This window comes from Paenibacillus sp. J31R98 (assembly GCF_056269245.1).
The window spans coordinates 112,666-134,906 of sequence record NZ_JBWDNO010000002.1; the positions used below are offsets into that span (position 1 = coordinate 112,666).

Consider the following 22,241-nt stretch of genomic DNA (forward strand, 5'->3'; position numbering starts at 1 on the left):
CTTATTCCCTTCTTATTTGCATGATGATTTCATTAAAAAAAAAGCCGCCATGTATGCGACTTTTTAATGAGAAATGCGATTATAACCGAGATGGCAAACTTGACAAGAGTGGGCCGAGTCCCTCGGCAATAGTCAGATGGGTGATAACGGCATCGCGCAACCTCGAGTAAGGAAGTTCGGACAACATCGCTGTTTGGACCGTAGCAACGATTTCTCCTGCCTCAGATCCAATCATCGTAAAACCAAGAATGCGGTCATCGTTTTCGCTGACCAGAACTTTCATAAAGCCTAGTGTTTCATCCGTCGCTTGAGTCCGTAATACGTTGCTCATCGGCAATTTCGCGACGTGCACAGTTATGCCTAGGCTCTTAGCTTCACCTTCACTCAATCCAACCCTAGCGAGCGGCGGATCAGTGAACATGCAGTATGGAATCAGCCTATCCTTGGTGCTGCGATTTCCTCCCGCAAGATTGTCCCTAATTATTCTAAAGTCGTCCACGGAGACGTGAGTAAATTGCGGGCTCCCAGCACATTCTCCAATAGCCCACACATCTGGCGTACTTGTTTCCAGTCGCTCATTTACACTGATATTGCCACGATCATTAAGTTCAACGCCGGCCAGTTCAAGCCCGATATCGGCGGTGTTCGGAATACGACCAGCCGCGACAAGAAGGTCACTACCTTCGATTTTTTGCTCACCTGAAGCTGTACGCACGGTGACGCCGACATTCTCTCCAGATCGGCCATGGACATAAACCAATTCGGCTCCCAGCAGAATCTGAATACCTTCATCGCTTAGTATTCGCCGCATTTCCTCTGCCACATCAGAATCTTCCCGACTCATAAGCTGAGGTCCACGTTCGACAATTGTAACGCGGCTGCCGAAGCGACGATAAGCCTGGGCCATTTCGATTCCAACATAACCTCCTCCGAGAACTATCAAATGTGAAGGCAAGTAGTCTAGTTCTAGAGCTTCAATATGAGTGAGCGGCTGAGTAAATTTGAGTCCAGGAACGTTCGGAATTGCAGCTCTCGATCCAACGTTGATAATTACCTGATCGCCTGACAGCACACGGGTCCCACCATTATTAAGGAGTACTTTAACTGTTTTAGGCGCCACAAATTGTGCGCTTCCCATGATTAACTCGGCGCCGCTCGTCTTGTAGGCGTTCAAATGAAATGCATTCTCTCGGTCAATCATGTCGCGTTTTCGCTGGCGAACCTGCGCCATGTCTGTATTAACGGGACCTGTCACCGTGCCGAACTGAGTGGCATGTTGGACCAGATGCGCGACTTTCGCGCTATAAATCTCGTTTTTACTGGGCAAGCAGGCGACAGCTGGGCATGACCCCCCGACCCACTGGCGCTCTACAACGGCAACCCTTCGTCCTGATCGTGCCAAGTGCCAGGCAAGCAACTTGCCGCCTTGGCCGCTGCCAATGATTAGTGTTTCAAATTGTTCTGGTTTTGACATTAGAACCCTCCTCAACTGAATCTCGGATTTTCAAACAATTTTGACGTATTGTCTGGATGAAAAAGCATTAATACAAATTCTATTGCCTTCCAAGAGGGGCATCGTCTTGAACTTTTTCTTTCCGATACCTTTTTTTAAACATTGAGTAAGAAGAGCAATAATTCAATAATAAGCCGAAGAACAATAAAAATATGTGAAATAGAGCACTGACTTTCGTACAGAATCTTTCCCTGTGAACAACTTCTTACACGTGTGAATGTACATCATCTAGATTCGAAAGGGTGCAAATTGACTGCCAGCTGTACTGACAAACGGGCAGATTTAATGACGCCTTCTTTGGCAAGCTCGCTCATCACGGCACTGACCCTTTCACGGCTGACACTTAACATGTTGGCAATCTCCTGATGCGAAAGCGGCAAATCGATCACTATGTAACCATCCTGAATCTGGCCGAATTTGGCACTCAGTGTTGACAGTAAATGAAGAATCCTCCCTCTTATATCACTGAAAACAAGCTGCTCCAATTGATCATCTCTCTCCTTCAAGCGATCGCTGAGTGATTGCAAAAATTTGAGTGCTAGTTGCGGCCGATTTATCATCAGCCGTTCGAACTGAGCATCAGACATGGAACAAATAAGAGATGGTTCCATTGTTTCGATAAACATATTCTTTGTCCCGAATGAAAACGTTTTCAAATGCCCGTACACATTCCCTTCCGAGAGAATGCCAACCGTGAATTGCTTCCCGCTAGTGCTTAGCTTATAGAGTCTTAATTTACCTTCCTTAACGAAAAAAAGACCATCACTCACTTTGTCAGGAGTGTGAACTAACATGTTTTTCGAGAAGCTGTTAGCACGATCAATGATGTTTAATTCATCAATCTCTTTCATTTCCTCTTTTGAGATCTCTTCAAAAATGCTGATTTGTGATAAAAACCATAGCTTATCCATCAAATCACCCCTCCATAAACCATACGGTTCGCCCAGCATCTTTGCTGTTCTGGACATAAATAGTAATGTCTTCATCAGTTTTCGACTAAGTTATTGTAATTGTTCCTTCTACCAAAAGATAAAGCGCATAAGTTATTGAATTTCTCTGAACAACGCCTAGTTCCAAAATTAGGGATGCTACGAACTCTCTCGAGTATGTTTTATCTATAAGCCGCACTCATTTTTCAAAAGTATACAGACAAGTACGTAGAGTTTCAATAACTGTGACTATTGGTATCTGCCAGTTGTCTACCTTGCCTTTGGAGTGAAGCGACTACACTTTGCTTAAGAACAAAACTGACACAAGTTACCTGCGTTTAACCACTTAGAATATTTTTCCATATAAGACGTTTCCTTCTTACAATTTGGTTTAACAAGAACTTGATCCCATAATAAAAAAAGCCGCGATTTACGCAGCCTTAATGAAATAGTTACTTGTCACCCGTTAATAGTTAACACTTCAAAGTTGTACTCATCTCCAATAATTAGAAAGATATGATCCCCAATTTGTTGGAGTTCTTTATCTGATAGTTCATCAAAATGGCTTGCTCTTCTGTGTGGAAATTCGATGTGACTTCTCTTCCTGCTTCGACTATCGAGTACCTACATTATTTAGATCTCTGTGCGATTGAAACCCTTAACAATTATCCAAATGGGAAATACGATTTCGAATATTGCTCCTGGAGCATATAAAACGGGCCAGATTTCTTGTCCGAGGATCACCTGACAGCTGCTCGCCAATAATGCCGCATACCCGATGAAACCGATGACTGACAAAAATCGTGGAACCAGTTTTGATCGATAGAGAATTTCACACAGCAATAAGCTGCCTAAACTTAGAACAATCATGGCCATATGGAAGAGCATAGAATGTGCTTCTATCAATGATTTCCCTATCGTCTCAAAGTACGAACTCTTGGGAGTACCTATGGAGATGTAATTTTTGCTCAGCTCGATAAGTACAAACGGACCGATTGCACTAATGATAAGTAGTGTAGACTCCATGATACGAGATCCGAAGTATCCCAGCGCAAATGCTTCGTTCTGCTTTTTTAAGATGGGGTACAAAAGCATAGCAATCCCCACTACTGCTAATGCGTTTATCAACTCCAAAAACGATCCTGAAACCACGTTTGCTCGGTCTGGATAAAGTTTGGCGAGAAAATCCGGTCGATTTAGAACCGGATCTAGAAGTTCATTTCCTATCAAGTAAGCACCTGTCGAAACCAGAAACAATGCCCCTGCCACTCTTGCAATCTTATTCATGTTTATCACCTCTTGGCTAATTTATAAGAAGTATAGCTCGAAGAGGATTAGGGCTAGTAGACACTTTAGTGTGGTTTACGGAATTTGGGGAATAAATTCAATTCACTGGCACGAGCGATCGCTTCCGTACGTCTTTGCACCTGAAGCTTTTCAAAAATCCTGCGATTATGCCCTTTGACCGTGTCCAAGGCCAAAAAGAGTTTCTCTCCGATTTCTCTGTTCGAGAGCCCCTTAGCTATAAGCTCGAGCACTTCGATTTCTCGCTGGCTGAGCGGTTCGATCAGGTTGCTCTTTTCACGGTTGCTCACACGTTCCAAACAAAGTTGTGCTTCACGGAGAGCTGGAATCGGTAGATCACCGCCTAGACGCAGAGCCTCTTGATAACATTCCTCCGCTAGACTGCTCCGATTTTCAGCTTCCTCTATTTGACCCATTCCAATCATGGCCATTACAGCCATCAGTTGATGACCCATCTTTAGGCTATTCGAAATGACTTCGCAGTAGGCTTCACGAGCGGTGGAATGATCTCCGATTCGCTGGCAAGCGACGCCCAGCATCCAAGCGGCTGCCGTTCGAACGGGAATATTATCCGGTCGCACGTACGCCAATGCACGGCGTGATTGGATTATTACAGTCTCAATTCCTTGATTCCCGCTTATCCCTACATCGCTTGTAGGTGCAATCAGTCCGACAAGTTCATCGGTCTTGTCGTCGTGTTCCGTGTTTTGCATTGCCGCTTCGGCTACCTGTAATCTTCTTTCATCACGGTTTGGATTACCATTCAACACCAATGATGCCAATGTAGCCCGAGTCGCTGCAATCAGTCCAATCAGGTCCCTGACACGAACGTCTTGTTCCACACCTTCCAGTGCCACCTCTGCCGCTCGCAGCTTGTGTTCGACGCCAGTCAGCTTGCCCGTAATCAGAAGAGCTGAACCATATATCACCCACAACGCGGGTCTGACATCCAATTCAGCCGCAGGTAATGACTCAAGCCAGTTAAGAGAAATGCTAACAGCCCCGCGAAGATGCAGCGGCATTCCTTTGCCTTCGAGCAGACGTGCGGCGCAATTGATGTCATGGGATTCCACAGCATGGCTAAAGGCTTCGAGTTCGAAACCATTGGTTTCATACCAGTTACTTGCTCGTTTATGCAATTCCGCGATATTGTCTCCTTTGAAACTCTCCTGCAGCCTTTTGCGGAGTAAATCTGCAAACAAATGGTGATAGCGATACCACCGTCGTTCATTGTCCAAAGGCACGACGAATAAGTTCTTGTGTTCAAGATCCATTAAAGTTTGGATACCGGAAACCGTGGGATCGAGCATAATATCATCGCAAAGAGGACCGCTCATACGGTCGAGAATCGATGTCCGCAGCAAAAAGCTTTGAACGGCCTTAGGCTGCCGTCGCAGGACTTCTTCAACAAGATAATCTAACACGAAATGATGTCTGCCGCTGAAAGACTTAATAAACCGATCGGCGTCATAGTCTCCCTGGATGGAGATCGCTGCCAATTGCAGACCTGCAACCCAGCCTTCAGTGCGTGACTCCAACGAGGCTATTTTATCCATGGGCAAGTTAAGGTCCATGATACGATTCAAAAAATCTTCAGTTTCGGAGAGAGTAAATCTCATGTCGGCTGATCGCAACTCGGTCAATTGGTCCACGGCTCGCAATCGAGCCAACGGAATGCTCGGGTCCTCGCGGGTCGACATGACAAGGTGCATCTGAAAAGGAAGATGATCAAGCAAGAAGCACATGGCATCGGAGACCGGTTTTGAATTCGCCGTGTGATAATCGTCAAGAACAAGCATGAAAGGAGTCGGAATGGCCGCGATCTCATTAAGAAGAGCAGTCAAGATCGACTCAGTCGGCGGCAGTTGAGGTAGTTGAAGCATAGCAAGTACGCCTATTCCTATATTCTCCTCAATTGTCTTTAGAGCGGAGATCATGCATGTTAAAAAGCGGGTAAGTTCGTTGTCCCCTTCTTCTAGCGACAGCCATGCTACAGGCCGTCCGCAATTAGCGAGCCATTCACAAACTAAAGTAGTTTTGCCATACCCCGCTGGTGCGGAGATTAAGGTAAACTTGCGGTAAAAACCCCTACTGAGCCTTTCAGTCAATCGTGAGCGGAGAACCGCGTTCGGCCGAGGTTTAGGGATATAAAATTTGGTGGCCATTATTGGAGTAGACATATATTTAACCACCCTGCCTCTTAGCTTAAAACCAAATCAAGCATATTTTTGGACACCTATCATATTCGTGATCTTACTCCAAGACCCTTTTAATGAACACAGATAAGTATCGTAAGGAAGAAATTGAAGAACTGCATATCACGAAAAACGATATAAATAGGGTTCACAAGGTGAGAACCCCTGTATACGCCTACAATACCAACGGTGAAAAAGAGGGCTAAGGCAAACATGGTACCAGCCACCCGAGGTAATCTATTTCTATTATGTCGATATCTCTACCCAAGCCTATTTCGGTTGCTTTAAGAAAAGCCAGCCCATAGGCGGTCACCGTTTCACCGAATCAATTCTCCGCCATACATTATCCCGTTACGATTTCATGTAAGGAAGGAGTATGCTATGAGAATCCCGATATCCGGATTTATCATGCAATCAGGTGATGATGACCCTCTTCACGCTCATAGGCTCTATATAACATCATGGAACGGCAATCCTAGACAAAATCATATTCACGCTATGTCTGGGGTGACATCGATAAATGATGGGCATTCCCATCAATATGCGAGTTGGACTGCTCCCGCTCCAACCGGTGTGCCACATGCACACAGCTATAATATGATGACATTTGTCAGTCAGGGACATACCCATTTGATTCAAGGTACAACAGGTCCTGCGATCGCCATACCAGGTGGCGGGCATTATCATATGTTTGAAGGATTTACAACGATTAATGGCATCAACCCGCATTCACATAGGCATAGCGGACAGACAGGCAATGAAGTTAGTACGATGTAGCATAATGCGATATATCCCCTGCCAAGTATAGATAAATAACCTGGCCCGACTGTCCAGGTTATTTTCTAATTTCCGTTAACCACTCGTTACTGTTTAATAAGCTCTCCTTTGGGCAATTGGAAGGAAAAACAATAGATCCCTTCTTCTATAATTAACATCTCACTATTGAAGATAACTGCCCGTTAGCAGAACGAAGTGTAGTCAGTTACCTCTGGTGGACTGCTTCAATATGCGAATACCGGCGTTTCGTCGGCAATGAGATCAAGTTCTTGTCAATTTCGGCAATGGGATCAAGTTCTTGTCATCTGGTTTTGACAAGAACTTGATCCCATAAATAAAAAAAGCCGCGATTTTCGCGACCTTTAATGAGATAATGTTCTTGTCATCCGACAAGTGGCAGCATCAAAGTATCCTGCCCGTTTGCGCAAAGAAGGCTGCCGGTTTCATTTGCCGGCAGCCTCGTTTACCAAAATTCGTGGAAACCTCGTCAGTTTCCAGTTAAAAAGATTAAAAAAAGCTGCCGGCACATGTCGGCAACTTTATTTACTGATCATTTTCAGGCATCCGGTGGATTCTTTTTTATTCTAAAACCGCCGAATACTACGCTAAACGCAATTCCAATTCCGATACCAACAGAGATATTATCCATTGCCACTCCAATTGCTACACCAAGGGCGATTCCTACTGCAAGCGCCGTTGCGGGTTTCATCTTGTTCTTCCTAACCATAATTCCACCACCTCAAATTGCTGTCGATATTAAATACGTCCATCTAAACGGGCGGTTTCATATTATTCAGTTTTGTCAAAGTAACCGTTTGCTTGTACCCCGTACTGTCTATAATTGTGTACTTTCTTTTTAAGTGCTCAAACATGTAAACTGCCCGTTAACGTAATGAAGCCGCCGATCGAGCTGGCAGCTTCATCAAAGATTTTTATTGTGCTATCCTGCCCGTTTGCTCAACAGGCTACCGAAAATCGGCAGCCTGTTCTTAAATTTTCAATCATTATCTTGATATTCGAAATTACCCGTTTCTATCCGTTTAATAATATCCTCGAGTTCTTCAATTTTACCTTGTTTCATGTACAGTGATTCACTAGTTTTAAAAAAATGAATCAGTTTTTTCTTCTTTAGTTGTGATAATCTCTTATGTAAATAAGATAAGAGTTCTTGATTGTCTGTATTCACCTCAACCTCTCCTCTCAGACTGATGAGCTATTGTACCCGTTAGCTTAATGCTCAAACGGCAGCCGGTAAACAATCCAGCTGCCGTCGTTCTATTGTGCTATCGTTCTCCGTTAACGTAATCGAGCGTTTTCACTTGTTTTTGTTATCTCTAAAAATACCAACTGCTAATCCGACTACAATTCCAAATGAAGTTCCATATACAATTCCAAGACCTACATTACCGAATACTGCTCCAAATGCGACACCAAAAGCGGAACCAAAAGCGGCACCTAGAGCAATTCCAAGGCCTATGAAAGAACCTTTCCCGTCATCTTTCATTTTCAAATAATCACTCCGCTTCTTAATTTCATTCCAAAGCTTTACTGCTGTGACAGTTTCGCCTCATACAACGACTTTACAAAAGATGTAGGTATAACTCAATACGTTGCCAACTACTTAATGTTTCGCTACATTATTCTGCCCGTTAGTTGAATAGGCTGCCGGTATTCCGGCAGCCTGCTGTGTTTTTGCTCTATAGTACCTGTTAGATTAATAATTAAAAATAGATTACTAAGTCTAATCGTCCTTTTCAACCTCCGGTTCTGTCACATAAAAAGGAGTTAACATTAGGGATGAAGTACTCCGGTATTTGTTACTGTTACAAAAATAGGAGTTAAACCAGTCTATTCACCACTCAACCTCCGGTTCTGTCACAAAAATAGGAGTTAATATTAGGGATGAAGTACTCCGGTATTTGTTACTATCACAAGAATAGGAGTTAAGCCAGTCTATTCACCACTCAACCTCCGGTTCTGTCACAAAAATAGGTGTTAACATTAGGGATGAAGTACTCCGGTATTTGTTACTATCACAAGAATAGGAGTTAAGCCAGTCTATTCACCACTCAACCTCCGGTTCTGTCACAAAAATAGGAGTTAGAATGGGTAAAAATTCATGATGGGGTCACCCAAATCTTATAACTCACTATACCATCTTCTAAACTTTGTGATGTATTGATGATTACTTTTGCTTTATTTTGGTCTGCCCATTTCGGAAGTTGTTTGAGCAGATATGTGTAAACTTTATAATCTGGAGTAGCATAACCTACATTTTCTCGTATGCCTCCAGCAAAATCAGAATAAAGTGAATCCACCCATTCGTATACCTCCCAATCTGTCGCCATAATTCTTTTGGCTTCTTTATACTGTTCATTAATCCAATCAATACACATCCCGAACACCTCGATTATTAGCCAAAATCAGGAGCTAATTGAGCTATCGTACCCCCGTTAGCGCAATGACTTCAACCATCATAGTCGTACTTCATTCGCTTGAGATACGAGCCATCTCAATTCCCTTTCTTACAGATCTGACAAGTGTTTCATCATTGGATTCTATAATTAGTTCGGATAGATGAACAAAACCTTGTCCTTTTATCTTTTCAGTTGGAACAATTTCATATCCCTTTTTATATCTCCATGATATACCTACTAATTTCAAACCCTTTACTGCTCGTGTATAAGATTTGTACCCCATTAATCGACCCATGACTGTTTCATTTGCCTTTGTATCCGTAGATTCAATGGAATAACACTTGGAAAATGAATCCATTAACATTTCTTTAAGGTCATTATCCGTGAATCCAGATTCTAATTTATTGATATAGTCTATTTCCGCTACACCATACTTTTTAGATTTACCTGTTGACACTAAATACAATTGATTCTGACCATCAATATATACATTTACTTCTTTGTACTTTAAATATGGAAAAAGAAAATATTTCATGAGAGATTTTTCTCCAAGTTAATTAGTATATCGACTTTAGCAAATTCATCTTAAATTATCGCAAAAACATTGCGCAATTCTGCCTGTTAACGAACAGGCCACCGATTTCTACGCAGCCTTTTTTTTTGAACTATTGTTCCCCATTAGCTTAACCAATTTTAGTTTCGGACAAATTCAGCAGAAACAATGGTTTTGTTCCAATCCACATGTATTGTATATGAGCCAGGCTCCAATTTCGAAAATGTCTTATTATCTGTATAATCCTGCCCAGGCTCCAAATCTATGTAGTCTTTTATTGGAACCCCACCTTCTTCTATTACTTTGTTGTCTTTAAACAACTTATATTTTGCTCCACCAACAACAGTCACTATTTTTTCGCTTTGATTTTTGAAACTATAAGTAATTTTAGTATCTGTACCTAAGTTTACTACTTTAACGGAACCGACTAAATCAGATTGATTTGTCTTTGTACAGCCCGCAAAAACCATGCACAATACACATACTAACATTATGATGTAGATGTTCATTTTTTTCATCAATATCACCTCCACGTTATAAATCAGACGAACACTTTCTTGAGTAGGTTACTAATTCCAAGGATTGGTCACCATTACGCTAATCTGCCCGTTACTTCAATGAAAACGGCAACTGAACATCAAGCCAGCTGCCGTCGTGTTGTATTATGCGATACGTGCCCGTTGGTTTAATGAGTTATATAAGTTCAATTCAGAGAAATAATATCTCATCAACAAAATCTTCTACAATAGACTTGCTGTTAACTGGGATTATTGTGATGCCTTTATTTTGTTTTATCATTTTAGAGCAATGCATCAATCTTGCTTTAATTAATTCCTTCATGTCATCATTAAGCCAAGGAAAACAAAATATATGCTTCCCATGTGCTATTCCGATAGCTGTGGAGGCGTTCCAACGTTCGTTGCTTATATATTTTATTGATCTCTCCAGACGACTAGGAGCAAGCTCGAACATTTCAACCAGTTCACTCACAGAATAATTGCTTGATTTCGCGTTTTCCAATTGCTTATGAATGGTTATTTCCTTACGAAATCCTAATGTATTTTTCTTTGGTAACCCTTCACCAATGTACCATCCATTGGTTTGTATGACACTCCGATTGATTAATTCATCATCAAAATAGATATTGCCTTGGTAACGCCTCGCCTGCCCAGAAAGCAGATAAGAAAGTGCCCAACCTCCTCGTCCAGGCTCACTTACTATTGCGTAAACCTTAGCGGAAGTAAACTTGTATGAGAAATGATTCAAATGTTCTCGACATGAATTAAGGTTCATCATGGTAGGACTGCATGTAAGCGAGACATCTTGTAACTCAACTTGATTTATAGTCTGCATAAGAGGATGTTCACCACCATTATGTTGTTTACCTCAATATACCACTTATCATAATTGCTTTTCTTAAAAAATAACTACGAATAAATGTTGTAATCTCCTGCCCGTTAGTTCAACGAAGTGAAGTCGGTCATTTCTGGCTTAGTGCTTCATTTATGGGATCTCCAAGCTTTTCGTGGGAATGAGATCAAGTTCTTGTCATTTTCGGTAATGGGATCAAGTTCTTGTCATTTGGTTTTGACAAGAACTTGATCCCATAAATACAAAAAGCCGCGATTTTCGCGGCCATTAATGAGATAAAGTTCTTGTCACCCGACACCTGTGTGTGCCGTTAATGCTACGAATATCATCAATAGAGATCGTGAACATTATTTGTGACCAAATTTGATCGTCATACTTTGTTTCAGGACGTGTTGCTTGTATAGCATTTGTTTCAGCAATCAAAAGCCAATGCTCAAAACTTGCTGTAGCAAGTCTCCATATTAGATGTGAAATGGCCCAGTTGACCGATTCCGTTGGAACACCACGATTCACTAAGGTAAGCATGTAAGCTTCAACTGCTTCTGAGCCATGAAAAAAAAGAATATTATGATCTTGCTTCTTACTTGGTTTTCCTGGTGATATTTCATTATAAAAAAGATTGATGTTTAAGAAGCTCTCTTTCCAAAAAACATACGCATAAGCATATGGACAGATTTCCGGGAAATCTTCTCCTCTTCCGCAGCTGCTACACACGCCCAAGCGGTCCGATGCAACCCACAATTTTACACCTTAAAGCTAAATATTCCATTCCATCTCCTTTATTTCTCTTCTATAATTCCTATGAATGCCCTTACATTGGCAAGGTGGCAGCTATTATTACTCGCCCCGGAAAGGAGTTTCCGCAGTTGGCCATAGGTACGGGCTTCAACACTAACCGAGGGAGTGAATTGATATGCGCATTCTTTCTATTCAAAGTAAAACGCACTTGCCGAAGTTCGCTTTAATGCTGAGCTTGCTGATAACCTTCTTGATTTGCTGTCCCGTCGATAACGCACAAGCCGCGACGCTTCCCGCTCAGGTCTCCGTCAATGCCGGGACCTCGCTGAACACAATCCAGCCTGAGGCCTTCGGAATAAATACTGCGGTCTATGACTGGGAATTGCTCAACCCGGGCAACCCGGGGCTGATCAGCCAAGCCGGAATTAAGGTCATGCGCTACCCCGGCGGCGGCACTAACGACGAGTATCATTGGCAGACGAATTCAGTCACCCCCGGCAGTACTAGCTTTGCTGAGCCCGCCAACAACTTCGACGCCTTCATGAATGTCACGCAGCAAGCCAACGCGCAAGCCATGATAACAGTGAACTACGGCTCCAATACTACCGGAACCGGAGGAGGAGATCCCCAGGAGGCTGCCGATTGGGTGAATTACGCCAATAAAGTAAAGGGCTACGGTGTCAAGTATTGGGAAATCGGAAACGAACAATACGGAGGCTGGGAGATGGATCTCCATGCTAACCCTCATAGCGGCATCGCTTATGGTACGAACGCTTCCATTTACATTGATAAAATGAAGGCAGTCGACCCCTCCATCAAAGTCGGCATCGTTTTAGCTCAACCCGACCTACTCCAATTCGGCAACTGGAACGATGAAGTGCTGAGTATTGTCGGAAGCAAGATCGATTTTGTCATCATACACTGGTACCCGCAGGAACCGGGGAATGAGAGCGATGCCGGCCTGCTGGCGACTCCTGGGAATATTCCGGGTATCGTGACGGCGCTTCGTTCTCAAATTAATCAATACAGCGGTGCGAACGCTTCCAACGTGGAAATCATGATTACGGAGACGAATTCGGTCTCCTATGGGCCGGGCAAGCAAACCGTCAGCCTTGTGAACGGCTTGTTCCTCGCGGATAATATGATGACTTGGCTAGAGAACGGCATTGCCAACGTCGACTGGTTTTCGCTACATGTCGGCCCTTCCGTCGGCAATAACGATCCCGCCCTTTACGGCAATGCGGACTATGGCGACTATGGCATGTTGTCCATGGGCAAAATGAACGAACCATCGGTGAATACGCCGTTGCCGTCCTATTATGGCTATCAAATGCTATCGTACTTGGGCAAAGCCGGCGACACGATGGTAGCCTCCTCATCGAACCAAAACCTGATTGCAGCCCATGCAGTCAAGCAAGCCAACGGGCACCTTGCTTTAATGCTGATCAACAAAGATCCCGCCAACAGCTACAACGTCTCGGTCTCCTTAAACGGCTATTCGCCGAGTGGTAGCGGGACGGTCTATTCGTACGGCATGAACAGCACCTCAATCGCTTCAACCAACGTCGGAGGGCTATCCTCCTCCTTTTCGCAGACGGTAAGTCCTTATTCTCTTACCACAATCGATTTAGCCCCGACCAGCGGCGGTTCAACGTCAAGCCCAACTAAAATAGATGACACCAATGCGGGCATCACCTATTCGGGAACCTGGGCAACCAACACGCCTGCCGGTTTTTATAACACGACCAACCACTTTACGAATACGACCGGCAGTTATGCTCAGCTCACGTTTAGCGGAACTAACGTAACCTACATCGGGGGTAAAGGCAGCAACCACGGGAAAGTCGATGTTTATATTGATAATGTTTTGCAGGCAACGGTTGATTCCTATGCGGCAACGGACAGTACACAAGTAGATCTGTACACGAAGACAGGACTTACGAATGCCTCTCATACCATCAAAGTCGTGCAGCGTAGCGACAAGAATGCTTCCTCCAGCGGCAATTATACCGATGTGGATGCTTTCTCCTATGTTACTGAAACGACACCAACGCCAACCCCAACAAAAATCGATGACACCAACGCGGGCATCACCTATTCGGGAACCTGGGCAACCAACACGCCGGCCGGTTTCTATAACACGACCAACCACTTTACGAATACGACCGGCAGTTATGCTCAGCTCACGTTTAGCGGAACTAACGTAACCTACATCGGGGGCAAAGGCAGCAACCATGGGAAAGTCGACGTTTACATTGATAATGTTTTGCAGGCAACGGTTGATTCGTATGCGGCATCGGACAGTACGCAAGTAAATCTGTACACGAGGACGGGACTTACGAATGCTTCTCATACCATTAAAGTCGTCCAGCGTAGTGACAAGAATGCTTCCTCCAGCGGCAATTATACCGATGTGGATGCTTTCTCATATGTTACTGAAGCGACACCAACGCCAACCCCAACAAAAATCGATGACACCAACGTGGGCATCACCTATTCAGGAACCTGGGCAACCAACACGCCGGCCGGTTTCTATAACACGACCAACCACTTTACGAATACGACCGGCAGTTATGCACAGCTCACATTTAGCGGAACAAGCGTGACCTACATCGGGGGCAAAGGCAGCAACCATGGGAAAGTCGATGTTTACATTGACAATGTTTTGCAGGAAACGGTTGATTCCTATGCGGCATCGGACAGTACGCAAGTAAATCTATACACGAAGACAGGACTTACGAATGCCTCTCATACTATTAAAGTCGTGCTACGTAGTGACAAGAATGCTTCCTCCAGCGGCAATTATACCGATGTGGATGCTTTCTCCTATTATTAATCTCGAACGGTTCATCCGTACCGGATGGTTGGCGCTATTGAAGTTTGCGTAAGTGTTACGGCTTCCGGCACCTTTATTCGGACCTCAAGATCGATAAGAAGCAGCAGTAACGCAACAAAAGCCCCGCGGCTCTAATTGACCGCGGGGCTTCGTTAATCAGTCATGAAGATCGGATGCAGTTGTGATATTTCTTAAAGTCCTCACTGAAGTAGTGCGGGTCGTCTTCAACCAATCGCCGTTAATCTATATTTTATCGTAGCCTGTCGACCAAGGAATAAGCTCCCGGACCACGCAGCGCTTGCTTGTGCGCAAAAGAAACAACACACAGGAAGAGATGTCCTCCGGCAACATCCAATCCTCCGGCGCGCTGGCTACGTCGATATCCCGCACCATCTTCGTGTCGGTGATGCCCGGATAGACCGTGCTGACCTTAACGCCGAACTCCTTGCCCGTCTCGTATAGGGCTTCGGAAAAGCCCGCGACCGCACATTTGGAAGCGCCATATGCTGACAAATGCCCCGGTACGCCTAGCGCCACGGTCGAAGAAAAGTTGATAATATATCCTTCGCCTTTGTCCTTCATGATCGCCAGTACGTGCTTGCTTAACGCAAACAGTGCCTTCACATTGATATTGAAGGTATTGTCCCAATCCTCGTCTGTTGTTTCTAGCAACGGCTTTGGCAAGATGATACCGGCATTGTTGATCAGAATATCCACCGTGCCGAAAAGTCGAACAGCTTCCGCTGCCAACCGTCCGGCGCCCATCGGATCACTTAAATCGACGGAAACTGCCCGAGCCTCGCCGCCTGAACGCTCGATTGTCGCCATCACTTCGCCAAGCTCCGTCTCGCTTCTTGCCGCAACGACCACTTTGCAGCCTTCCGCCGCCAGATCGAACGCAATCTGCCGTCCGATACCTCTTCCTCCTCCGGTAACGATCGCCACCTTGTTACGCAATTCCATGTTTGGTTCCTCCTTATGTTCCTTGAGGTTACCGGACGATTTCGTTACGGCCGCCCTTCCTGCGTGCGATCAACGCTCTAGAATCGCCGGCCGCTTCCAGACGCGTCCTTCGACCGCCGTTTCGATCGTCGGCCAATTGCCGGTCATCGAGATGATCTCCGGTCCTCGCTCGGTCAGCAACGTCATGTCTTCCGACTTCGTGCCGGTAATCGTAGGATTCCAGCCAAACACCTGATTAACCTTCATCGTGCCTGGCATCTCCGGTTCGATGTGGTACTCGCGCGGCGCGTATCCCGCTGGGCCTCCTTGGTAATGCAACCTCCATTCGCCGGGATACCCGGCCTCGTCGTACAAGCGCATAATGCGCTGGAAAGCCTCGCGGTACGTTACTCCTTCCCGGGTACCATCAATCATGCCCGCGTCGATCGCTGCGAGTTTCTCCATTTTGCCGAGAAGTTCTCCATCCATCGAACCGAAATGGACGGCGCGGGTGCTGCTTGCTACCAGTCCGTATTTCTCGAAGCAGACGGAGATCAACACGTAACGCCGCACGCGCTTGTCGGTTGCGATAGGATGGCGATACTGATAAATGCGTTCATCGCTCATGACGCAGATAATCATCGGGTTGAGGCTGCGCCGCAGCGCTTCACGAGCAACCTCGCCGCGAATTTCTTGTTCAGTCCAACCTGGCTCGATGAGTCGGCATGTCGCCTCGACAGCCTCCGTCGCCTTCAAGGCTACCTGCCGGTAATATTGCTGCTGGTCTTCGCTCAGAACGGACCGAAGCTCGGTCAGTTGCGCGGTAACCGACACCATTTCCGCCCCTTCCACCCCCGGCGCATCGGTTCCGATTCGCTTACCGCGAACGAGCCGCGCAAATTCGCTTCGCTCGAAAGGCTCGTACCAGTTATGCTCCAGCGGCGAAAAGCCCAATTGTCCGACTTCCTCGTTGATGATCCGTGGTATCTCAATGTTGTTGGCTACCGCATAACAGGCGTCCTCAGTCACGTAGAGCCATGCGACTCCTTCATCTACGCCGTTGTTTACGTAGTTCTCTTTGCCGCCGGTTAGCCAGGCGAAGTTATTGCGCTTGCCAAGCAGCAGACCGTCTAGGCGGCATTTATCGAGAAGAACCCTCGCCTTTTCCAATGGCTCCATTATTTCCTCCTTCAGCGAGCTTTACGAGCAGCCGCTTCGATCGTTTTTCTCACGACATCGGCCCAACCGCCTCGTTGCCGGCAATTCCGCAGAGAGAACGACTCCATGAGGCTATCGATTTCTTCCTCGTTCAGTCCGACGAATTGTTTGGCAAAAGGAACTTGAAGCTGAACCGCCGCGATGCATTCATTCAGATAGAACGACAACGTACTGTACAGCCCCTCGGCCGTCGGAATGCCATCCAGACCGCTCATTACTTCATGCATGTGCGTGCCGAGGCCGCGGATTAATTCAATCCATTCGTTCTCGCCCACTTGGTCTGCGAACGAATTGCAATGCAGCGCTTCAATCGCCCGGCTGGCCGGAGCAATCCGCCGTACCCATTCGGATTCCGAATCGGCATAGACGATCCCGGTTTTTCCGAGATCCTTGTAGATGCCGAACGTCCAGGGGTCTCCTTGTTCCTCGGCGATAGAGAGAATATCTTCGAGAAAGCGCAAGCGCGATGCTTCGGATACCGAGGAAGGGAACGTTGCGCTAGTCTCGCCGAACCAGTTAGGCCCCCCGTTCTCCCGTATAAAGGCGGATCGCTTGATATATTCCTGCTTCAGCGCTTCACGATCCCAATATTGGCCGGTGTGCTCATCCTTCCCGGGATACTCCGTATTCCCCATTCCGCAATCGGAATAAAAATGCATGCTGTAAACCGCATTTTCGTCGAAGGGATGGTTAAGCCCCTCGAATCGGGTGGAATAGCCGTCGCCTTCGATAAACACGATATGCCGTTCGTCCACCTCGCGGATCGCTCGGATCGCCTCGCGGTAAAACCGGTCAAGCTGGGCTATGCTAGGCGGGATCGGCTCATTTAACAAGTCGTATCCGGCAATGACGGGCTCATCGCGGTAACGGCGCGCGATTTCCCGCCACAGGGAGACTGCGCGTTCTTGGTGAGACCGGTGCTCCCAGAAGGCTGCCGCTCCCGTAATGGTATCCGAGTGGAAATTGGGATTTTGCCCGCCTTGAGCGGCGTGCATGTCCAGTATCAAATAAACTCCGTTTTCACGCGCCCAACCGATGGCTTTGTCAAGCCAAGCGAAGCCTTCGGACAAATAGACGAAAGGTTCGTCGTCCGACTCAAAATGTCGATAGTTGAACGGAACGCGCACCAGATTGCAGCCTAGGCTCCGCATGAACCGGAAATCGTCCTCGCCAATGAAATGATTCATAAAGCTTGTAAAAAAGAACTTCGCGCGCTCTTCGCCGAGCACGCGTGTAAATGCTTGACGAATACCTGTTTCATGCCCCGGCATACCGATCATGAAGTTCTCCAAATTCAACCAGCCTGCGAACGAAAATCCTCGCAATCGAACTTCTCGGCCGTGGCTGTCGACGATCTGCCTCCCGGCAACTTTTAGAAAATCCATTTTTTTCTCCTCCAAGCGTAATTAATTCCCCGAACCTCGCGCCATACGCCCATTCTTATTGGGTAATTTAATTATAGAAATCAGAGAATTTCATCACATACCGCGACGGTGACTTTAATTTGCACTTTTGTGACTTGTTTCGGTGACGTCCTCTCCGTCGAGTCCTCGATCGACATAATGTCGACCGACAGCTCGCCCAAGCGCTCTGGTGTAACCCACAATTTTACACCGTAGAGCGAAATATTCCATTCAACCGCCTATCTTTCTCTTCTATACTTTATCTGAATTCGCTTGCATTGGCGGGGTGCAGACTATTCTAACACGCCCCGGAAAGGAGCATCCGCAGTTGCCAAAGGTACGGGGTTCAACACAAACCGAGGGAGTGTATTAATATGCGCATTATTACTATTCAGAGAAAAAAGCATTTGCCGAAGTTCGCTTTAATGCTGAGCTTGCTGATGACCTTCTTGATTTTCGGTCCAGTCTACAACGCCCATGCCGCGACGCTTCCCGCTCAGGTCTCAGTCGCTTCCGGGACCTCGCTGAACACGATCCAGCCCGAGGCTTTCGGTATTAATACCGCGGTCTATGACTGGGAATTGCTCAACCCGGGCAACCCGGGGCTGATCAGTCAAGCCGGAATTAAGGTCATGCGCTACCCCGGCGGCGGCACTAACGACGAGTATCATTGGCAGACGAATTCAGTCACCCCCGGCAGTACTAGCTTTGCTGAGCCCGCCAACAACTTCGACGCCTTCATGAATGTCACGCAGCAAGCCAACGCACAAGCCATGGTAACAGTGAACTATGGCTCCAATACTACCGGAACCGGAGGAGGAGATCCCCAGGAGGCTGCCGATTGGGTGAATTACGCCAATAAAGTAAAGGGCTACGGTGTCAAGTATTGGGAAATCGGAAACGAACAATACGGAGGCTGGGAGATGGATCTCCATGCTAACCCTCATAGCGGCATCGATTATGGTACGAACGCTTCAATCTACATTGACAAAATGAAGGCAGTCGACCCCTCCATTAAAGTCGGCATCGTTTTAGCTCAACCCGACCTCCCCCAATTCGGCAACTGGAACGATGAAGTGCTGAGTATTGTCGGGAGCAAGCTCGATTTTGTCATCATACACTGGTACCCGCAGGAACCGGGGAACGAGAACGATGCCGGCCTGCTGGCAGCGCCCGCAGATATTCCGGGTATCGTGACGGCGCTTCGTTCCCAAATTAATCAATACTGCGGCGCGAACGCTTCCAACGTGGACGTCATGATTACGGAGACGAATTCGGTCTCCTATGCGCCTGGCAAGCAAACCGTCAGCCTTGTGAACACCTTGTTCCTCGCGGACAATATGATGACTTGGCTAGAGAACGGCATTGCCAACGTCGACTGGTTTTCGCTGCATGTCGGCCCGTCCGTTGGCAATAACGATCCCGCCCTTTACGGCAACGCGGACTACGGCGACTATGGCATGTTGTCCATGGGTAAAATGAACGAGCCGTCGGTGAATACGCCGTTGCCACCTTATTATGGCTATCAAATGCTATCGCACTTGGGCAAAGCCGGGGACACGATGGTATCCGCCTCCTCGAACCAAAACCTGATTGCAGCCCATGCAGTCAAGCAAGCCAACGGCCATCTCGCTCTCCTGCTAGTCAACAAAGACCCCGCCAACAGCTACAACGTCTCGGTCTCTTTAAGCGGATTCTCGCCAAGCGGCAACGGAACGGTCTATACCTACGACATGAACAGCACTTCTATCGCTTCAACCAACGTCGGAGGGCTATCCTCATCCTTCTCTCAGACGGTAAGTCCTTATTCTCTTACCACAATCGATTTAGCCCCGACCGGCGAAAGATCATCGCCAAACCCAACTAAAATAGATGACACCAATGCGGGCATCACCTATTCAGGAACCTGGGCGACAAACACGCCAACCGGGTTCTATAACACGACCCACCACTATTCGAATACGACCGGCAGTTATGCTCAGCTCACGTTTAGCGGAACAAGCGTTACCTATATCGGGAGCAAAGGCAGCAACCACGGGAAAGTTGATGTTTATATTGATAATGTTTTGCAGGCAACGGTTGATTCCTATGCGGCATCGGTCAGTAAGCAAGTAAATCTGTACACGAAGACGGGACTTACGAATGCTTCTCATACAATCAAAGTCGTGCAGCGTAGCGACAAGAATGCTTCATCCAGCGGCAACTATACCGATGTGGATGCTTTCTCCTATGTTACTGAAGCGACACCAACACCAACACCAACACCAACGCCAAACCCAACGCCAAACCCAACGCCAAACCCAACGTCAAACCCAACTAAAATTGATGACACCGATGCGGGCATCACCTATTCAGGAACTTGGGCAACGAATTCGCCAGCCGGATTCTATAACACGACCAACCACTATACGAATACGACCGGCAGTTATGCTCAGCTCACGTTTAGCGGAACCAGCATTACCTATATCGGGGGCAAAGGCAGCAACCACGGGAAAGTCGATGTTTATATTGATAATGTTTTGCAGGCAACGGTTGATTCCTATGCGACATCGGTCAGCACGCAAGTAAATCTGTACACGAAAACGGGACTTACGAATGCTTCTCATACCATCAAAGTCGTCCAGCGTAGCGACAAGAATGCTTCCTCCAGTGGCAATTATACCGATGTGGATGCTTTCTCCTATGTTACTGGAGAGACACCGACGCCAAACCCAACTAAAATAGATGACACCAATGCGGGCATCACCTATTCAGGAACCTGGGCGACAAACACGCCAACCGGGTTCTATAACACAACCCACCACTATACGAATACGACCGGCAGTTATGCTCAGCTCACGTTTAGCGGAACAAGCGTTACCTATATCGGGAGCAAAGGCAGCAACCACGGGAAAGTCGATGTTTATATTGATAATGTTTTGCAGGCAACGGTTGATTCCTATGCGACATCGGTCAGCACGCAAGTAAATCTGTACACAAAAACAGGACTTACGAATGCTTCTCATAACATCAAAGTCGTGCAGCGTAGCGACAAGAATGCTTCCTCCAGCGGCTACTATACCGATGTGGATGCTTTCTCCTATGTTACTGAAGCGACACCAACACCAACGCCAAACCCAACGCCAAACCCAACTAAAATTGATGACACCGATGCGGGCATCACCTATTCAGGAACTTGGGCAACGAATTCGCCAGCCGGGTTCTATAACACGACCAACCACTATACGAATACGACCGACAGTTATGCTCAGCTCACGTTTAGCGGAACCAGCGTAACCTATATCGGGGGCAAAGGCAGCAACCACGGGAAAGTCGATGTTTATATTGATAATGTTTTACAGGCAACTGTTGATTCCTATGCGGCATCGAACAGTAAGCAAGTAAATCTGTACACGAAGACGGGACTTACGAATGCTTCTCATACAATTAAAGTTGTCCAGCGTAGTGACAAGAATGCTTCCTCCAGCGGCAATTATACCGATGTGGATGCTTTCTCCTATGTTACTGAAGCGGCACCGACCCCAAACCCAACTAATATAGATGACACCAATGCGGGCATCACCTATTCAGGAACTTGGGCAACGAATTCGCCAGCCGGGTTCTATAACACGACTAACCACTATACGAATACGACCGGCAGTTATGCTCAACTCACGTTTAGCGGAACCAGCGTAAGCTATATCGGGGGCAAAGGCAGCAACCACGGGAAAGTCGATGTTTATATTGATAATGTTTTACAGGCAACTGTTGATTCCTATGCGGCATCGAACAGTAAGCAAGTAAATCTGTACACGAAGACGGGACTTACGAATGCTTCTCATACAATTAAAGTTGTCCAGCGTAGTGACAAGAATGCTTCCTCCAGCGGCAATTATACCGATGTGGATGCTTTCTCCTATTGATCTCCAACGATTCGTCCCTACCGGATGGCGCGTTTGAAGTTTGTGTCAGTGCTACGACTTCCGGCACCCTTTTTCGTACCTCAAGATTGATATGAAGCTGCCAGTAACGCAACAAAAGCCCCGCGGCTCAAATTGACCGCGG

The 22,241-nt window shown here is 46.5% G+C and carries 17 protein-coding genes; 3 read left to right on the forward strand and 14 right to left on the reverse strand.

Annotation, left to right across the window (positions count from 1 at the left end):
• Nucleotides 1-79: 79 nt before the first annotated feature.
• From AC0YNX_RS08760 to AC0YNX_RS08775, 4 genes are all read right to left on the reverse strand, one after another.
• Nucleotides 80-1,474 carry a mercuric reductase gene (locus tag AC0YNX_RS08760; RefSeq protein ID WP_475815306.1) on the reverse strand — a complete coding sequence of 465 codons (1,395 nt, stop codon included), beginning with the start codon at nucleotides 1,472-1,474 and terminating at the stop codon, nucleotides 80-82.
• A gap of 263 nt (nucleotides 1,475-1,737) precedes the next feature.
• Nucleotides 1,738-2,424, reverse strand: a complete 687-nt coding sequence (locus tag AC0YNX_RS08765) for a Crp/Fnr family transcriptional regulator (RefSeq protein ID WP_475815307.1) — start codon at nucleotides 2,422-2,424, stop codon at nucleotides 1,738-1,740.
• A gap of 651 nt (nucleotides 2,425-3,075) precedes the next feature.
• Entirely contained in the window at nucleotides 3,076-3,729 is a 654-nt protein-coding gene (locus tag AC0YNX_RS08770; protein WP_475815308.1) for a DUF4386 domain-containing protein, read from the reverse strand.
• A gap of 65 nt (nucleotides 3,730-3,794) precedes the next feature.
• Entirely contained in the window at nucleotides 3,795-5,912 is a 2,118-nt protein-coding gene (locus AC0YNX_RS08775) for a helix-turn-helix transcriptional regulator (RefSeq protein WP_475815309.1), read from the reverse strand.
• A gap of 528 nt (nucleotides 5,913-6,440) precedes the next feature.
• Between AC0YNX_RS08775 and AC0YNX_RS08780 the strand changes: the two genes are divergently transcribed.
• On the forward strand, nucleotides 6,441-6,719 hold the full coding sequence (locus AC0YNX_RS08780; protein ID WP_475816209.1) for a YmaF family protein: 279 nt from the start codon (nucleotides 6,441-6,443) through the stop codon (nucleotides 6,717-6,719).
• Nucleotides 6,720-7,275: 556 nt separating this feature from the next.
• On the opposite strand, the gene AC0YNX_RS08785 is transcribed toward AC0YNX_RS08780, so the two are convergent.
• From AC0YNX_RS08785 to AC0YNX_RS08815, 7 genes are all read right to left on the reverse strand, one after another.
• Complete coding sequence (locus tag AC0YNX_RS08785; RefSeq protein ID WP_475815310.1) at nucleotides 7,276-7,446, reverse strand: glycine zipper domain-containing protein; 171 nt, start codon at nucleotides 7,444-7,446, stop codon at nucleotides 7,276-7,278.
• A 588-nt stretch (nucleotides 7,447-8,034) separates the two neighbouring features.
• Nucleotides 8,035-8,223, reverse strand: coding sequence for a hypothetical protein (locus tag AC0YNX_RS08790; RefSeq protein ID WP_475815311.1), 189 nt, complete (start codon nucleotides 8,221-8,223; stop codon nucleotides 8,035-8,037).
• A 613-nt stretch (nucleotides 8,224-8,836) separates the two neighbouring features.
• Complete coding sequence (locus AC0YNX_RS08795) at nucleotides 8,837-9,115, reverse strand: hypothetical protein (protein ID WP_475815312.1); 279 nt, start codon at nucleotides 9,113-9,115, stop codon at nucleotides 8,837-8,839.
• A gap of 91 nt (nucleotides 9,116-9,206) precedes the next feature.
• Complete coding sequence (locus AC0YNX_RS08800; protein ID WP_475815313.1) at nucleotides 9,207-9,671, reverse strand: hypothetical protein; 465 nt, start codon at nucleotides 9,669-9,671, stop codon at nucleotides 9,207-9,209.
• A gap of 158 nt (nucleotides 9,672-9,829) precedes the next feature.
• Nucleotides 9,830-10,207, reverse strand: coding sequence for a hypothetical protein (locus AC0YNX_RS08805; protein WP_475815314.1), 378 nt, complete (start codon nucleotides 10,205-10,207; stop codon nucleotides 9,830-9,832).
• 190 nt (nucleotides 10,208-10,397) lie between these two features.
• Nucleotides 10,398-10,985 carry a hypothetical protein gene (locus AC0YNX_RS08810; protein ID WP_475815315.1) on the reverse strand — a complete coding sequence of 196 codons (588 nt, stop codon included), beginning with the start codon at nucleotides 10,983-10,985 and terminating at the stop codon, nucleotides 10,398-10,400.
• Between the two features lie 342 nt (nucleotides 10,986-11,327).
• On the reverse strand, nucleotides 11,328-11,801 hold the full coding sequence (locus AC0YNX_RS08815) for a hypothetical protein (protein ID WP_475815316.1): 474 nt from the start codon (nucleotides 11,799-11,801) through the stop codon (nucleotides 11,328-11,330).
• A 172-nt stretch (nucleotides 11,802-11,973) separates the two neighbouring features.
• Between AC0YNX_RS08815 and AC0YNX_RS08820 the strand changes: the two genes are divergently transcribed.
• Entirely contained in the window at nucleotides 11,974-14,634 is a 2,661-nt protein-coding gene (locus AC0YNX_RS08820; protein WP_475815317.1) for a hypothetical protein, read from the forward strand.
• 243 nt (nucleotides 14,635-14,877) lie between these two features.
• On the opposite strand, the gene AC0YNX_RS08825 is transcribed toward AC0YNX_RS08820, so the two are convergent.
• From AC0YNX_RS08825 to AC0YNX_RS08835, 3 genes are all read right to left on the reverse strand, one after another.
• On the reverse strand, nucleotides 14,878-15,597 hold the full coding sequence (locus AC0YNX_RS08825; protein WP_475815318.1) for an SDR family NAD(P)-dependent oxidoreductase: 720 nt from the start codon (nucleotides 15,595-15,597) through the stop codon (nucleotides 14,878-14,880).
• 69 nt (nucleotides 15,598-15,666) lie between these two features.
• Nucleotides 15,667-16,755 (reverse strand): M24 family metallopeptidase, encoded by a 1,089-nt coding sequence (locus tag AC0YNX_RS08830; protein WP_475815319.1) that lies wholly within the window; start codon nucleotides 16,753-16,755, stop codon nucleotides 15,667-15,669.
• Between the two features lie 11 nt (nucleotides 16,756-16,766).
• A complete protein-coding gene (locus AC0YNX_RS08835) occupies nucleotides 16,767-18,179 on the reverse strand; it encodes a glycoside hydrolase family 5 protein (RefSeq protein ID WP_475815320.1) in 1,413 nt (470 codons plus the stop codon).
• A gap of 392 nt (nucleotides 18,180-18,571) precedes the next feature.
• Between AC0YNX_RS08835 and AC0YNX_RS08840 the strand changes: the two genes are divergently transcribed.
• Entirely contained in the window at nucleotides 18,572-22,099 is a 3,528-nt protein-coding gene (locus tag AC0YNX_RS08840; protein ID WP_475815321.1) for a hypothetical protein, read from the forward strand.
• Nucleotides 22,100-22,241: the final 142 nt, after the last annotated feature.

Coding starts and splice junctions, on each gene's coding strand:
- AC0YNX_RS08795 (WP_475815312.1), bottom strand. CDS start 9,115: ATGTGTATTGATTGGATTAATGAACAGTATAAAGAAGCCAAAAGAATT.
- AC0YNX_RS08820 (WP_475815317.1), top strand. CDS start 11,974: ATGCGCATTCTTTCTATTCAAAGTAAAACGCACTTGCCGAAGTTCGCT.
- AC0YNX_RS08790 (WP_475815311.1), bottom strand. CDS start 8,223: ATGAAAGATGACGGGAAAGGTTCTTTCATAGGCCTTGGAATTGCTCTA.
- AC0YNX_RS08810 (WP_475815315.1), bottom strand. CDS start 10,985: ATGATGAACCTTAATTCATGTCGAGAACATTTGAATCATTTCTCATAC.
- AC0YNX_RS08780 (WP_475816209.1), top strand. CDS start 6,441: ATGTCTGGGGTGACATCGATAAATGATGGGCATTCCCATCAATATGCG.
- AC0YNX_RS08830 (WP_475815319.1), bottom strand. CDS start 16,755: ATGGAGCCATTGGAAAAGGCGAGGGTTCTTCTCGATAAATGCCGCCTA.
- AC0YNX_RS08800 (WP_475815313.1), bottom strand. CDS start 9,671: ATGAAATATTTTCTTTTTCCATATTTAAAGTACAAAGAAGTAAATGTA.
- AC0YNX_RS08770 (WP_475815308.1), bottom strand. CDS start 3,729: ATGAATAAGATTGCAAGAGTGGCAGGGGCATTGTTTCTGGTTTCGACA.
- AC0YNX_RS08775 (WP_475815309.1), bottom strand. CDS start 5,912: ATGGCCACCAAATTTTATATCCCTAAACCTCGGCCGAACGCGGTTCTC.
- AC0YNX_RS08760 (WP_475815306.1), bottom strand. CDS start 1,474: ATGTCAAAACCAGAACAATTTGAAACACTAATCATTGGCAGCGGCCAA.
- AC0YNX_RS08805 (WP_475815314.1), bottom strand. CDS start 10,207: ATGAAAAAAATGAACATCTACATCATAATGTTAGTATGTGTATTGTGC.
- AC0YNX_RS08825 (WP_475815318.1), bottom strand. CDS start 15,597: ATGGAATTGCGTAACAAGGTGGCGATCGTTACCGGAGGAGGAAGAGGT.
- AC0YNX_RS08835 (WP_475815320.1), bottom strand. CDS start 18,179: ATGGATTTTCTAAAAGTTGCCGGGAGGCAGATCGTCGACAGCCACGGC.
- AC0YNX_RS08785 (WP_475815310.1), bottom strand. CDS start 7,446: ATGGTTAGGAAGAACAAGATGAAACCCGCAACGGCGCTTGCAGTAGGA.
- AC0YNX_RS08840 (WP_475815321.1), top strand. CDS start 18,572: ATGCGCATTATTACTATTCAGAGAAAAAAGCATTTGCCGAAGTTCGCT.
- AC0YNX_RS08765 (WP_475815307.1), bottom strand. CDS start 2,424: ATGGATAAGCTATGGTTTTTATCACAAATCAGCATTTTTGAAGAGATC.